Annotated in this window: 13 protein-coding genes, 1 tRNA gene and 2 rRNA genes (1 of these 16 cut by a window edge); 6 read left to right on the forward strand and 10 right to left on the reverse strand. The window is 63.8% G+C overall.

What is annotated here, in order from left to right; genetic code table 11:
• Positions 1–8: 8 nt before the first annotated feature.
• The 5 genes from V473_RS12905 to V473_RS12925 are packed head-to-tail and all read left to right on the forward strand — an operon-like array spanning position 9 to position 4,870.
• Complete coding sequence (locus V473_RS12905; RefSeq protein WP_066604700.1) at positions 9–1,595, forward strand: flavin monoamine oxidase family protein; 1,587 nt, start codon at positions 9–11, stop codon at positions 1,593–1,595.
• A gap of 1 nt (position 1,596) precedes the next feature.
• Positions 1,597–2,001, forward strand: a complete 405-nt coding sequence (locus V473_RS12910) for a c-type cytochrome (protein WP_066604703.1) — start codon at positions 1,597–1,599, stop codon at positions 1,999–2,001.
• A complete protein-coding gene (locus tag V473_RS12915; RefSeq protein ID WP_066604705.1) occupies positions 1,998–3,143 on the forward strand; it encodes an aminotransferase class I/II-fold pyridoxal phosphate-dependent enzyme in 1,146 nt (381 codons plus the stop codon). Before V473_RS12910 ends, V473_RS12915 begins: the two co-directional genes overlap by 4 nt.
• Entirely contained in the window at positions 3,140–4,402 is a 1,263-nt protein-coding gene (locus V473_RS12920; protein WP_066604707.1) for an aminotransferase class V-fold PLP-dependent enzyme, read from the forward strand. The genes V473_RS12915 and V473_RS12920 overlap by 4 nt, the downstream gene beginning before the upstream one ends.
• A gap of 18 nt (positions 4,403–4,420) precedes the next feature.
• Positions 4,421–4,870 (forward strand): RidA family protein, encoded by a 450-nt coding sequence (locus V473_RS12925; protein WP_066604710.1) that lies wholly within the window; start codon positions 4,421–4,423, stop codon positions 4,868–4,870.
• Positions 4,871–4,980: 110 nt separating this feature from the next.
• Here the strand turns inward: V473_RS12925 and V473_RS12930 are convergent, their stop codons facing one another.
• The 7 genes from V473_RS12930 to V473_RS12960 form a co-directional block, all read right to left on the reverse strand.
• On the reverse strand, positions 4,981–5,190 hold the full coding sequence (locus V473_RS12930) for a Trm112 family protein (RefSeq protein WP_066604713.1): 210 nt from the start codon (positions 5,188–5,190) through the stop codon (positions 4,981–4,983).
• A complete protein-coding gene (locus V473_RS12935) occupies positions 5,168–5,782 on the reverse strand; it encodes an LON peptidase substrate-binding domain-containing protein (protein WP_066604716.1) in 615 nt (204 codons plus the stop codon). The genes V473_RS12930 and V473_RS12935 overlap by 23 nt, the downstream gene beginning before the upstream one ends.
• 5 nt (positions 5,783–5,787) lie before the next feature.
• Positions 5,788–6,699 carry a tetratricopeptide repeat protein gene (locus V473_RS12940; protein WP_066604719.1) on the reverse strand — a complete coding sequence of 304 codons (912 nt, stop codon included), beginning with the start codon at positions 6,697–6,699 and terminating at the stop codon, positions 5,788–5,790.
• Between the two features lie 96 nt (positions 6,700–6,795).
• Positions 6,796–7,644, reverse strand: a complete 849-nt coding sequence (locus tag V473_RS12945) for a MipA/OmpV family protein (RefSeq protein ID WP_066604722.1) — start codon at positions 7,642–7,644, stop codon at positions 6,796–6,798.
• Between the two features lie 73 nt (positions 7,645–7,717).
• A complete protein-coding gene (locus V473_RS12950) occupies positions 7,718–8,125 on the reverse strand; it encodes a DUF2141 domain-containing protein (protein WP_066604726.1) in 408 nt (135 codons plus the stop codon).
• A 23-nt stretch (positions 8,126–8,148) separates the two neighbouring features.
• Complete coding sequence (locus V473_RS12955; RefSeq protein WP_066604727.1) at positions 8,149–8,877, reverse strand: sterol desaturase family protein; 729 nt, start codon at positions 8,875–8,877, stop codon at positions 8,149–8,151.
• 202 nt (positions 8,878–9,079) lie between these two features.
• Positions 9,080–9,970 (reverse strand): prephenate dehydratase, encoded by an 891-nt coding sequence (locus V473_RS12960; RefSeq protein WP_066604729.1) that lies wholly within the window; start codon positions 9,968–9,970, stop codon positions 9,080–9,082.
• A gap of 185 nt (positions 9,971–10,155) precedes the next feature.
• On the opposite strand from V473_RS12960, the gene V473_RS12965 reads away from it, so the two are divergent.
• A complete protein-coding gene (locus V473_RS12965; protein WP_066604732.1) occupies positions 10,156–10,782 on the forward strand; it encodes a c-type cytochrome in 627 nt (208 codons plus the stop codon).
• Between the two features lie 441 nt (positions 10,783–11,223).
• Here V473_RS12965 and V473_RS12970 read toward each other — a convergent pair.
• The 3 genes from V473_RS12970 to V473_RS12980 form a co-directional block, all read right to left on the reverse strand.
• Positions 11,224–11,300, reverse strand: a tRNA-Met gene (locus tag V473_RS12970).
• 182 nt (positions 11,301–11,482) lie between these two features.
• Positions 11,483–11,597: ribosomal RNA gene (rrf, locus tag V473_RS12975) — 5S ribosomal RNA — on the reverse strand.
• A 201-nt stretch (positions 11,598–11,798) separates the two neighbouring features.
• A 23S ribosomal RNA gene (locus V473_RS12980) occupies positions 11,799–13,277 on the reverse strand; it runs 1,342 nt beyond the window's last position.

Genomic DNA, 13,277 nt, shown 5'->3' on the forward strand with positions numbered 1-13,277 from the left:
GGGATATCATGACCGACAGCACCGCGCCCAGCCGCCGCGACCTCCTGACCATGATCGGCAAGGTCGGCGGCGCCGCCGCCATGTATCAGGCGATGACCGCGCTCGGCCACGCCGCCGAAACCCAGTTCACCGGCCCCCCGGTCCTGTCGGGCGCGAAACCCGGCGCATCGGTCGTCATCCTGGGCGCGGGCCTTGCCGGCATGGCCGCCGCCTATGAGCTGCAAAAGGCCGGCTATGCGGTCAAAATCCTGGAATTTCAGGATCGCCCCGGCGGCCGCAACTATTCGCTGCGCGGCGGCGACAGCTTCACCGAAAGCGACGGCACGGTGCAGAAGGTGCAGTTCGCGGCGGGCAATTACCTCAATCCCGGCCCCTGGCGCATCCCGCACCATCACAAGGCGCTGCTCCATTATTGCCGCCAGTTCGGCGTCGCGCTGGAGCCCTTCATCCAGCTCAACCACAACGGCTTCATCCATTCGACCGAAGCCTTTGGCGGCAAGCCGATGCGCTACAAGGAAGTCGCGACCGACTTCAAGGGCCACACCTCCGAACTGCTGGCCAAGGCGATCAGCGCCAAGGCGCTGGACGACAAGCTGTCCGCCGAGGATCAGGAAAAGCTGATGGAGGCGCTGCGCGGCTGGGGCGTGCTCGACAAGAATCTGGCCTATACCAGCAGCCTCAAGGTCTCCGCCCAGCGCGGCTACGCCCAGGCGCCCGGCGGCGGTCGCAACGGCGCCCCCACCCCCTCGCAGATCGCCAAGCTCCAGGACGTACTCGACCCGCAGGTCTGGACCGCCATGTCCTTCTATTTCAGCTATGTGATGCAGACGACGATGTTCCAACCTGTCGGCGGCATGGACATGATCGGCAAGGCGTTCGCGAAGCAGATCGGCAAGATCGTCACCTACAACGCCAAGGCGGTGAAGGTCGCCCAATCCGACAAGGGCGTGACCGTCAGCTACAAGGATGTCGCCACCGGCCAGATGCACGATGTCAGCGCCGATTATTGCGTCTGCACCATCCCGCTCTCGATCATCAGCCAGGTCGACATGCAGGTGTCCCCGGCGCTCAAGGCCGCGATGAAGGCGGTGCCCTATGGCGGCCACGTCAAGATCGGCCTCGAATTCAAGCGCCGCTTCTGGGAGGAGGACGACAATATCTATGGCGGCCACAGCTTCACCGACCAGTCGATCACCCAGCTCTCCTATCCCAATGACAGGATGTTCGGGTCCGGCCCTGCCGTGCTGCTCGGCGCTTTCGCCCGCGATCTCGCAGGCTTCCAGCTCGCCGGCATGACGCCGCAGCAGCGGATCGAAACCGCGCTGAAACAGGGCGAAGTGTTCCACCCGCAATATCGCAAGGAATATATGAACGGCGTATCCGTGCCTTGGAGCCGGGTGCCGTGGATATTGGGCTGCACCTCCACCTGGAGCGAGGACAACCGCAAGGCGCATTACAAGGCTCTCGTCACGCTCGACAATCGCGTGGTGATGGCGGGCGAACATGCCAGCTACTATGGCGGCTGGATGGAAGGCTCCATCCTGTCGGGCATGGACGCGATCACCCAGATCCACGACCATGCGCAGGCGGCCTGAGATGCGGCGCGCGCTCCTGCGCCTCGGCGTTCTCGCGGCGCTGGCCGCCACGCCCGCGCTCGCGGATTCCCCCGGCGGCCGCCCGGTCAAGCTGGCGCTGCCCGATGGCGAGCAGGTCTATAAGCAGGTCTGCGCCGCCTGCCATCTCGACCATGCGCAGGGGTCGCCCGACGGCACCGTCCCGGCGCTGGCCCATAATGCCAAGCTGGCCTCGGCGGACTATCCGATCACCGTCGTGATGAAGGGCCAGGGCGGGATGCCCTGGTTCTCCGAAATGCTCACCCCCGGCCAGGTCGCCGCCGTGGTCGGCTATGTCCGCACCCATTTCGACAACAGCTATGCCGATCCGGTCAGCGAAGCCGATGTGAAGCGCATCGCCGCCGCCATCCGGGCAAGCGAAGAATGACCGACGCCGCCCCCCTATCCCGCCGAATGCTGATGCGCGGCGCGATCGGCGCCGCTACCGTCGCGAGCGCAGCCACCGCCCCGGTCCCCGCGCTCGCCCAGCGCGGGCGCAAGGTCGACCTGCCCGACGATCCAGCCGGCATGGCTGCGAGCCTGACCGACGCTGTCTATATCAACAGCAACGAACATCCGGTCGGCCCCTGCCCCGCGGCGCTCGCCGCGCTGGCGAAGCTGCCGCCGCTGTCGGGCCGCTACGGCATGGCCTTTGCCGGGAAGCTCGAAAGCCTCTTCGCGCGCCAGAACGGCCTGTCGCCGACACAGGTGCAGGTCCATCCCGGCTCCTTCATGCCGCTGCGCTCGGTGGCGCTCAGCTACTCCAGCGTCGACCGGCCGATCGCCTATTTCGAACCGACTTTCGACCAGGGTTTTCTCGGCCTCGACAATGCCAGCATCACCCGCTCGGTCGCGGTCCCGCTGTCGGGCGATTTCGCCGCCGACCCGCGCAAGCTGCTGGCCGCTGCGCCCGACGCCGGCGTCTATTATCTGTGCAATCCCAACAACCCGACCGGCCTCACCACCACCCGCGCCGATATCGACTGGCTGCTGACCAATAAGCCCAGGGGCAGCATCCTGCTGGTGGACGAAGCCTATATCCATTTCAGCGACGCCCAAAGCTGCCTCGACCTCGTCGCGAGGCAAGCTGACCTGCTGGTGACCCGCACCTTTTCGAAAATCTACGGCCTGGCCGGCCTGCGCTGCGGCCTGATCGCCGGGCGCAAGGATCTGCTCGACGGCATGGCGCGCTACGGCACCAACATCACGCCGATGCCGGCCGTGCTTGCGGCGGAGGCCAGCCTGCTTGACCCGACCCTGCTCCCGACCCGCAAGGCGGAAAACAAGGCGGTGCGCGACGATCTGTTCGCCTGGCTCGACGCCAGGGGGCTGCGCTACCTGCCCAGCCAGGCCAGTTTCGCCATGATCCATGTCGGCCGCCCCGGCGCCGCCGTCACCGCCGCGCTGGCGCAGGCGGGCATATTCATCGGCGGCCCGCGCAAACATATGGACGACTGGGTCCGCGTCTCCTTTGGCAGCCCGGCCGAAATGCAGGCGTTCAAGGCGGCCTTCCTCAAGGTCATGGCATGACGATCAGCCGCCGTCAGGCCTTGGGCGCGGCGATCGCCGTCCCACTGGCGGCGCAAGCGGCGCAGGCGGGCCGCGCCAGCAAGCCCAGCCTGCCGGACAGATCCAGCTTCGCCGCCACCCCCATCGCCTATCTCGACAGCGCCTCTACCCACCCGATCAGCCTGGGCGCGCGCGCAGCGATGGACGCCTATGTCGCCGCCCGCACGCTCGATCCCGCCGCCGCGGCGCTGAGGCCTGTGGACCGCGCCGCCACCATCGCCAAATTCGCGCGACTGGTGAACGCCGACCCGGACGAACTTTGCTGGGTCCAGTCCACCACCATGGGCGAACAGGCCGTGCTCCGCGCGCTCGGCTTCCCGCACAAGGGCGGCCGGGTCGTCACCGACACGCTGCATTTCTACGCCGGCTTCCCCATGTATCGGGAACTGGCGAAACAGGGCGTCGATGTCGCCTGGGTGCAGGCGCGCGACGGCCGCATCGCGATGGACGACATGGCCAAAGCCATCACCCCCGGCACGACGCTGGTCAGCCTCTCGCTCGTTTCCACCTATAATGGCTTCCAGCACGACCTGAAGGCCGTCTGCGACCTCGTCCATGCCGCCGGCGCACTGGTCTATGCCGACATCATCCATGCCGCCGGCGCGATTCCCGTCGATCTCCACGCCAGCAGCGTCGATTTCGCTGCCTGCGCGACCTATAAATGGCTGATGGGCGATTTCGGCCTCGGCTTCCTCTATGCCCGGCGGGGCGTGCTGGACGCCCTGCCGCTGGCCGATTTCGGCTATTATGGCTTCGCCGCGCCTGGCGCCCCGCCCGGCATCGGCCTGTCCCCGCCGCAAACCCATGTCTATCCAATGGACGCTCCGGGCAATGAACCCGTCAGCTACGCCATCCGTCCCGGCGCGCTCGGCCATTTCGGCACCGGCACCTATGCCCAGGCGGTGGTCGCCGCGATCGACCATGGCCTCGACCATATCGCGACCCTCACCGTCCCCGCGATCCAGGCTCATGCCCAAAGCCTGATCGCCCCGCTCCGCGACGGCCTGACCGCCAAGGGCTACCGCCTCATCACCCCGCCCGGCACGCGAACGCCGCTGCTGACCGCCCTGCTGCCCGACGCGAAGACCCGCCTCGCCGACCCGCTGGCCAAGGCGCAGGTGCGTATTTCGCTGCACGACCATCATTTCCGCATCGCGCCATCGATCTTCAACGATATGCATGATGTGGACCGCCTGCTCGCCGCGCTACCGCGCGCCTGACATTTTAGGGAGAGACTTATGAAGCGCCTTCTCGCCACCGCCCTGCTGCTCGCCGCCACACCCGCCCTCATGCAAACCGCTTTGGCCCAGCCCGCCGTCGCGCCGCAAGCCCTGCCCGCCAAGCTCCCCTTTTCGCCGTCGATCCGGGTCGGCGACCTCCTCTTCATGTCCGGCCAGATCGGTCAGGCGCCCGAAGGCATGGACAAGCATAAGGAAGGCTTCGACGCCGCGGTGAAGGGGGCGATGGATTCGATCGGCAAGATATTGGCGAGCAATGGCCTGGATTTCGGCCATGTCGTCAAATGCACGGTCATGCTGGACGACATGGCCGACTGGCCCCGCTTCAACGCCGCCTATCTCCCCTATTTCGAAGGCAAACGCCTTCCCACCCGCAGCGCCTTCGGCGCCGACGGCCTGGCGCTGGGCGCGCCGCTAGAGGTGGAATGCATCGCCGCGTTCAAATCTTAAATCCCTCCCCTTCAGGGGAGGGGTTGGGGTGGGGGCTTTCGATAACACCCGACCTTGAGACAGGTGGTCTCTACCTCTCCAAGAGGTCTGGCGGGAAAAGGGTGAGACGGTCAAAGTGCCACAGCCTCCCGCACCACCAGCACCGGCACGCCATCGCGCACCGGAAAGGCCAGTCCCGCCGCGTCCGACACCAGCGCGCTGCGCGCCGCATCCCACCGCAACGGCGTCCGCGTCACCGGGCAGACCAGCTTCTCCAGCAACCAGGGATTAATCGGCGCAATTTCGCTCACAGCCCGCTCACTGCATCGTCGCCCCGCCATCGCGCTCGATCCGGCCGACGATCTGCATCAGCTGGATGATCCGCTCCGACCGTTCGGACAGCGTATCCGCCTCCAGCAATGTCTGCTTGGCCGCCGGGTCGAACGGCACGATCTGCGCGATGCCATTGACCAGCGCGGTATCGTCCAGTTGCGACACCGCGGTCCAGTCCACCACATAGCCCAGCGCATCGGCGAAGCGCCGCGATTCCTGCTCCAGCGCCGCCCGCTCCGCCATGTGCAGCACCTCATCTTCCTGCGGCGCCTGCTCGACATCGGCCTCGATCTGTCGAAATTGCGTCGGCACCTGCAATTCGCGCACCAGCCGGAACCGCGCCAGGCCGGTCAGCACGATATTGAACCGCCCATCCTCCAAAGCTTCGATCTGACTGACATGACCCAAACAGCCCATATCGAACAAGGGCGGTACGGTGCCGGTTCCGCGCGGCTGGATCATGCCGATCCGCCGGTCGCGCGCCATCGCGTCATGGATCAGCGCGCGGTATCGCGGCTCGAAAATATGCAGCGGCAGGTCCATCCCCGGCAACAGCAGCGCGCCGGACAATGGGAAGATTGAGACGCGCGCCAGTGGCATGGCGGTTACGAAAACAGGATCTGGGAGAGTTTGCGCCGCTGCGCCGACACCCACGGATCTTCCAGCCCCACCGCGTCGAATATGGTCAGCAACTGCGCCCGCGCCGCACCGTCGTTCCAGGCCCGGTCGCGCCGCACGATCTCCAGCAGCGCGTCGGCCGCACCATCGCGGTCGCCATTGGCCATCAGCCCGCCGGCCAGTTCGAACCGCGCCTCATGATCGTCGGGATCGGCCTCCACCTTCGCCTGCACGCTCGACAGGTCGGCGACCGGCTTCACGTCCCGCGCCAGCGCGATCGCCGCGCGCGCCTGATCGATCGCGACATTTCTGGCGACATCGGCCGGCAGCGCATCCAGCACCGCTTCCGCCTCGTCCAGCCGCCCCAGCGCCACCAGCGCCCGCGCCAGACCGGACGCCACCTCGACATTGTCGGGCGCCATCTCGGCGATCTGACCGAACACCGACAAAGCGCGCTCGGCATCGCCCGCCGCCAGCACCTCTTCGCCCATGGCGATCAGCGGCGCGATTTCCTGCAACTGCGCCTTCTCGTCCGATTCGATCGGCAATTGCGCCAGCAACTGGTCGAGATATTGCTTGAGCTGCCCTTCGGTCCGCGCCTGCGTCAGGTCAGCGACCGGCTGGCCCTGGAACACGGCATAGACGGTCGGGATCGACTGCACGCGAAACTGGCTCGCGATGAAGCCATTCTCATCGACATTGACCTTGACCAGCTTGACGCCCTTGGCCGCATAGTCGGCGCAGACCTTCTCGATCACCGGGGCCAGTTGCTTGCACGGGCCGCACCATTCGGCCCAGAAATCGACGATCACCAACTGCGTGCGCGAAGGCTCCACCACATCCTGGCGAAACGCCTCCACGGCCGCCTTGTCGGCCTCGCTCAATCCCAGGGTCGCCACGCTTCATTTCTCCTGTCCATGCGGTCATGCGCCGCCGTCATACCGCGCCTTATGTGGGGCGTCACCCCTTTGGGACAAGACGGATGCGGGAAAGGATCAGAAGGTGTAGCCCACGCCGATCGCGCCGACCCACTGGTTGCGCGACCCCACGTCCGCCACGATGGGCGAATCCGCATATTTGCCTAGCACCCGCGCATAGCCCGCGACACCGAACACGGCCCAGCCCTTGCGCAGGTCGCCCGACAACGACTTGCCGGCCGAAAGGTTGACGTTCAACCGCTTGAAGCCCGATCCGCGCCCGGCCCGGTCATAGACCGCCAGCCCGCTCGCCAGGCTCTCCTGCGGCGTGATGTCGAAATAAGTGCGGCCATATTTTTTGTCGACATAATCCGCCGACACCGACGCGCCGACAAAACTCGTCATCGACAGCGGCGTGTAATATTCGATCGTGGGCGTGATGACGGCGCCGCCATGCGCGCCCGCGACATCCTTGGTCACCGCGACCCGCGCGGCGAGATTGTCATAATCGCTGGTGATGACCCCGGTCTTGCCGATGCCGACGAAGCCGCCGACCTCCACCGCTATGTCGCGCTTGCCCAGCAACCGCACGGCGTCGTCCTTGATCCCCTTGCGGCTGGTGCGGTCCAACCGGACATTGACCACCGGGCCAAGTTCGAAGTCAAAGCCTGTGCCGGTCGGATCGGGGATAGCATCGACATAGAGCGCCGTGCCACGGGTCCAGAAAGCGAAGTCACGCACCTTGCCGCGCGCCTGCACGATCGGCATCACGCGATATTCATCGGCCCCTTCATAGCTGGGGATGACCGCCGCCCCCGCGCCGATGGTCAACATGCTGTGCTGCTCCTCCTCCTGCGCCATGGCGGGACCGCAAAGGGGCAGGGCCGCGACGATCGTCGCGGCCAGTCGGCTGCGGAAAAAATGCATGATGGCCCTATTCGTAAAACTGCGTTTGGACCTAAGAATGTTTTGAGGGGGTTACAGGTTCCCGCCCTCTGTTTCAGAGGAAATATTTGAGCCTGATCGCCTGCTCCACCGGCGCGCCCGCGACCGGAAAACTGGCCGAACCAAAGCTCGGCGCGCCGAAACGCAGCACCGGATTGCGCGAAAAGCCCACACCCTCGCGCGGGATGCCCATGAATGTGTCCAGCTTGCCATTGCCATTTTCGTCATGGACGATGGCGATCGCATAATCGCCCGGCGCGACCGTGCCCAGCGGGATCGGCCCGCTCTTCACCGGCACCGCGAAATGCCGCTTGTCAGGGTCTTTGGCGCAATCTGGGAAATACGCGGCCGATCGGGTGACGCACACCAATATCTGCCCTCTGGTCGATCGCAGCCCCTCCAACGTCATGCTGAGCGCCTGGGGCTGCCCCGCCGCCCCTGCACCCGATCCTGCAATGGCCATGAACAATAGCGCTCCCAACCGCCTCACGCACCCACCTTCTTGAAATCGCCCAGCCCCTTATCGGTGCCGCACAGGCGGTCCCAAACGCGGAAATATAGCCCGTAATTACAATTATACTGGTCATGATGCCGCTGATGATGGGTGGCGGTTATCAACCACCCGCCCATCGGCCCGCGCACCATCCACCGGGGGAACATCTCCCATCCCATATGGTTGCTCACCCCCATGATCGTCATGATTGTCAGCACGCATCCCAGCGCGCCGACATGGATGGGAATCAGGAACACCAGAGCCGGGATCACCACCGCCCCGGTCAGCGCCTCCCAGGGATGGAAACTCATCGCCGCCCAGGCGGTCGGCGGTCGGCTGGCATGATGCACCGCATGGGCGATGCGGAATAGCTTGGGCCGGTGCATCCAGCGATGCGTCCAGTAAAACCATGTGTCGTGCGCGGCCAGATATAGCAGCACCGACAGCGGCAGCCACCACAGCGGAAAATCCCGCACGTCGCTATAGATGCGCGTCCAGCCTCGCTCCTGCCAGCCCCAGGCCACCACGCCGGCGGGCGCGCCATAGATCAGCGCGGACGCCAGCGACCAGCCGATCTCCCGCCCCATCTGCTTTTCCAGCCCGCGATACAGCCCCGGCTGGCGAATCCGCGTCGCCAGCGCAAACCCGCCGCTCGCCAGCAGATAGCGGACGCCAACAATGACGCTCATCGCCAGGGCGGACAGAAGGATGGCTGCGACCATGGGGAGCGCTATACAGACTTCTTGATAGGTGACGAATAGGGTTGGTCGAGATTTCGTCCAGATGGAGCCGAAAAGCGTGATTTTCGAGTAGCTCGGAACGAGTCACGCGCCTCGTTCCGACGCAGCATACTTAAAGTACGTGAGCGCCGGAGCGCAGAAGAGCGCGCCTTGCAGGCCCATATGGGCGGAATATCGGCCAACCCTAAGTCCGCGGCCGCGCCTGCCGATAGCTGCCCAACTGCCGCACCCACTTGGTGTGGAACTCCAGCTCCGCCAAAGCCCGGTCCACCGCCGGATCGCCCGGCATCCCCTCGATATCGCAGAAAAACTCCGTCGCGGCGAAACTCGCGCCCCGCTGATAGCTTTCCAGCTTGGTCATATTGACCCCGTTGGTCGCAAAGCCGCCCATCGCCTTGTAGAGTGCGGCGGGCACATTCTTCACCTCGAACAGGAATGTCGTCATCACCGGCCCGACATGGGCGACCGGCATCCTGCCCTCCTGCGCCAGCACCAGGAAGCGGGTCATATTGTCGTCGCTATCCTCGATATTCTCGGCAATCAGGCGCAGCCCATAGAGTTCCGCCGCCAGATAGGGCGCAATCGCCCCTTCGCCCGGCGTGCGCGTCTCCGCCACCAGCGCCGCCGCGCCCGCCGTATCGGCATAGGCGACCGGCTGGATACCGCGCTCGCGCAGATAATGGCGGCACTGGCCCAGCGCCTGCGGATGGCTGATCGCGCTCTTTACCGGGCTGTCGTCGGGCGCCATCAGGCAATGCCGGATACGCAGGAAATATTCGTCGACGATGCTCAGCCCCGATTCGGGCAGCAGGAAATGCATGTCCGCCACTCGCCCGTGCAGGCTGTTTTCAATCGGAATAATCGCCCGCGCCGCCAGCCCGTTCCGCACCGCGTCGATCGCATCCTCGAACGCGAAGCAGGGCAGCGGCACGCAATCGGGCGCATAGCCCAATGCGGCCAGATGCGAATTGGCGCCGGGCGCGCCCTGATAGGCGACGGCGCGCGCCGGGTCGGCGGCGGCCTTTTGCGCGAGTTGGGCGACGATCGCGCGGGCGGGGGCGGGATAATTTTCCATGACTGGCTGCGCGCTTAGGGTTTCACCTGCCCCCACGCAAGCATCGCCGCGGCGTCCGCGCACGCAAAGGGCGATTTACCGTGCCAACCCGGCTTGCATGGTGGCGTGTCCGCCATTATGGCAGCGCACAAGAGGGGGCGCGGAAGACAGCCGCCAGAACAGAAGCGCAAGGGAAATCGAGCGAAATGGGCGATCGTTTCAACACCGTGGCGGGCTGGGCTTTGTTTGCGGGGATCATCGCGCTGGGTGGCGCGATCGTCAGTTCCAAATATTTCCATGACGAACGCCCCGAAAAGATGGGCTACGCGATCGAAGGCGTCGAAGCCGAGGGCGAGGGCGGCGACACCGGCCCCGGCCTCAACACCCTGCTGGCCAGCGCGGACGTCGCGGCCGGTGAGAAGGTGTTCGCCAAATGCGCCGCCTGCCACACCGTGAACCAGGGCGGCGCCAACGGCATCGGTCCCAATCTCTACGCCACGGTCGGCGAATCGATCGGCCAGGGCAAGGGCGGCTTCGCCTTCTCCGACGCGCTCAAGAGCAAAGGCGGCGAATGGAGCTTCGACAATCTCGATCACTGGCTGAAAAGCCCGCGTGAATTCGCGCCCGGCACCAAGATGACCTTTGCAGGGCTCGGCAATCCGGCCGATCGCGCCAACCTGATCGCCTGGCTCAACACGCAGGGGTCCAACCTGCCGCTGCCCGCAGCCGACGCCGCGCCTGCCGCAGCGGAAGGCGCCAACGCCGCCGAAGCCGGCAATGCCGCCAATGCGACGGAAGCCCCCGCAGCGAACGCGGCCAACGCCAGCGAATAAGCGGCGTCACAGAGCAACGAGAAAGGGCGCGGCGCTGATTGCCGCGCCCTTTGTCGTTTGGGGCTGGTTGCGTCCGCAGCGAAGCGACCCTGCCGCATAATGTGATGGCCGATGTGCGTAGGTTGCAGACACCCCACTCCTATGCCGTCATCTCCGCGCAAGCGGGGTGGCGGAGAGGAGCGCGACTCTTCACCGACATCCCGCCTTTGCACCGTGTCAAAGGTTGGGAGACAGGCTCCCGCCTGCGCGGGAATGACAAAAAGAGTGGGTAGCAGACGTTGCCGCAACTGAATGACTGACCGGCTGACGCCGGCAGGATCATGGCGCGGGGCGGAAGCTGTTTTGTGGCCAGTGGCTTGCGCGGCCTGTCGCGAAGTTCCGTTGGTCATCACGCAGGAAAAAGCGCTGGCGGCCATTCCGGAAGCGCTTTGCAGAATATGTTGGTTGCGGGAGTAGGATTTGAACCTACGACCTTCAGGTTATGAGCCTGACGAGCTACCGGGCTGCTCCATCCCGCGTCACCAACATGGGCTGCGTTTTGCAGCCTGCGAAGCATTTTTGCTTGTCATCCCGCTTTTGCGGTCTGACGGCGGGCTGCTTCATCCCGCGTCACCAACGGTAAAAGGGCGACCTTTTGGGTCGCCCTTTTATGAGACGTTATGAATGGGTTTTTGTTTCCGATATATGCGCGAGCTTCAATGCCTGGCGACGCCCTACTCTTCCAGTGCTTGAGCAATAGTACCATCGGCGCAGACTGGTTTCACGGCCGAGTTCGGGATGGGATCGGGTGGGTCACAGACGCTATGGTCACCAAGCAATGAAGCTGGCGCATATATGGGTTTTTGATCGATGCCGTGCACATGAGTATTTGCTTGCCAAACACGGCAACAGCCGCGTTTGGTGTATGTTTTGTAAGCGTATATCCGGGCTGGCTTAACAACCGACCGATCGCTGACATGCGCTGGAGACCAGCATTGTCGTTGATGGTGGGACTCTGCGGTTCACAAGTGAACCGTTTAAGCGCGAATAGGACAATTAGTATCGGTTAGCTTCATGCGTTACCGCACTTCCACATCCGATCTATCAAGGTCGTGGTCTTCGACCGTCCTGAGAAATCTTATCTTGAGGGAGGCTTCCCGCTTAGATGCTTTCAGCGGTTATCCCGTCCATACATAGCTACCCAGCTGCGCTCCTGGCGGAACGACTGGTACACCAGAGGTATGTTCAACCCGGTCCTCTCGTACTAGGGTCAACTCCTCTCAAATTTCGACGCCCACGGCAGATAGGGACCAAACTGTCTCGCGACGTTCTGAACCCAGCTCACGTACCACTTTAATTGGCGAACAGCCAAACCCTTGGGACCTGCTCCAGCCCCAGGATGTGATGAGCCGACATCGAGGTGCCAAACGATTCCGTCGATATGAGCTCTTGGGAATCATCAGCCTGTTATCCCCGGCGTACCTTTTATCCGTTGAGCGATGGCCCTTCCACGAGGGACCACCGGATCACTATGACCGACTTTCGTCTCTGCTCGACTTGTCAGTCTCGCAGTCAGGCGGGCTTATGCCATTGCACTCTAACAGACGGTTTCCAACCGTCCTGAGCCCACCATCGCGCGCCTCCGTTACTCTTTAGGAGGCGACCGCCCCAGTCAAACTACCCACCACAGAGGGTCCCTGTACCGGATAACGGTACGAGGTTAGACATCAGAAAACAGCAGGGTGGTATTTCACCTATGGCTCCACATCAACTGGCGTCGATGCTTCAAAGCCTCCCACCTATGCTACACAGCTCTTTCCTAATGCCACTCTGAAGTTGCAGTAAAGGTGCACGGGGTCTTTCCGTCTAACCGCGGGTACTCCGCATCTTCACGGAGAATTCAATTTCGCTGAGCATATCCTGGAGACAGTGGGGAAGTCGTTACGCCATTCGTGCAGGTCGGAACTTACCCGACAAGGAATTTCGCTACCTTAGGACCGTTATAGTTACGGCCGCCGTTTACCTGGGCTTCAATTCAGAGCTTGCACTCCTCCTCTTAACCTTCAGGCACCGGGCAGGCGTCAGGCCCTATACGTCGTCTTGAAGCCGACTTAGCAGAGCCCTGTGTTTTTGCTAAACAGTCGCTACCCCCTGGCCTGTGCCCCCCACAAGAGCTTGCGCTTATGTGGGGCCTCCTTCTTCCGAAGGTACGGAGGCAATTTGCCGAGTTCCTTCAGGATACTTCTCTCAAACGCCTTGGTATACTCTACCATTCCACCTGTGTCGGTTTAGGGTACGGTCTATACGGAGGGGCTATTTCCTGGGACAACTTCACAGCCTGGAGCAATCCAATAAGCCCAGACCATTTACGCCATCCGTCACACACCTCCAGGCCCACGAATATTAACGTGGTTCCCATCGACTACCCCCTTCGGGCTCGTCTTAGGGGCCGGCTTACCCTGCTCAGATTAGCTTTAAGCAGGAACCCTTGGAATTTCGGCGACAGTGCATCTCAC

Origin of the sequence: Sphingobium cupriresistens LL01, assembly GCF_001046645.1 — a bacterium.
In the GTDB taxonomy this organism is placed as follows: domain Bacteria; phylum Pseudomonadota; class Alphaproteobacteria; order Sphingomonadales; family Sphingomonadaceae; genus Sphingobium; species Sphingobium cupriresistens.

Excerpts from the sequence above, each read along its gene's own strand:
- V473_RS12905 (WP_066604700.1), top strand. The coding sequence starts at position 9 with ATGACCGACAGCACCGCGCCCAGCCGCCGCGACCTCCTGACCATGATC.
- V473_RS12910 (WP_066604703.1), top strand. The coding sequence starts at position 1,597 with ATGCGGCGCGCGCTCCTGCGCCTCGGCGTTCTCGCGGCGCTGGCCGCC.
- V473_RS12915 (WP_066604705.1), top strand. The coding sequence starts at position 1,998 with ATGACCGACGCCGCCCCCCTATCCCGCCGAATGCTGATGCGCGGCGCG.
- V473_RS12920 (WP_066604707.1), top strand. The coding sequence starts at position 3,140 with ATGACGATCAGCCGCCGTCAGGCCTTGGGCGCGGCGATCGCCGTCCCA.
- V473_RS12925 (WP_066604710.1), top strand. The coding sequence starts at position 4,421 with ATGAAGCGCCTTCTCGCCACCGCCCTGCTGCTCGCCGCCACACCCGCC.
- V473_RS12930 (WP_066604713.1), bottom strand. The coding sequence starts at position 5,190 with ATGGCGGGGCGACGATGCAGTGAGCGGGCTGTGAGCGAAATTGCGCCG.
- V473_RS12935 (WP_066604716.1), bottom strand. The coding sequence starts at position 5,782 with ATGCCACTGGCGCGCGTCTCAATCTTCCCATTGTCCGGCGCGCTGCTG.
- V473_RS12945 (WP_066604722.1), bottom strand. The coding sequence starts at position 7,644 with ATGCATTTTTTCCGCAGCCGACTGGCCGCGACGATCGTCGCGGCCCTG.
- V473_RS12950 (WP_066604726.1), bottom strand. The coding sequence starts at position 8,125 with ATGGCCATTGCAGGATCGGGTGCAGGGGCGGCGGGGCAGCCCCAGGCG.
- V473_RS12955 (WP_066604727.1), bottom strand. The coding sequence starts at position 8,877 with ATGGTCGCAGCCATCCTTCTGTCCGCCCTGGCGATGAGCGTCATTGTT.
- V473_RS12960 (WP_066604729.1), bottom strand. The coding sequence starts at position 9,970 with ATGGAAAATTATCCCGCCCCCGCCCGCGCGATCGTCGCCCAACTCGCG.
- V473_RS12965 (WP_066604732.1), top strand. The coding sequence starts at position 10,156 with ATGGGCGATCGTTTCAACACCGTGGCGGGCTGGGCTTTGTTTGCGGGG.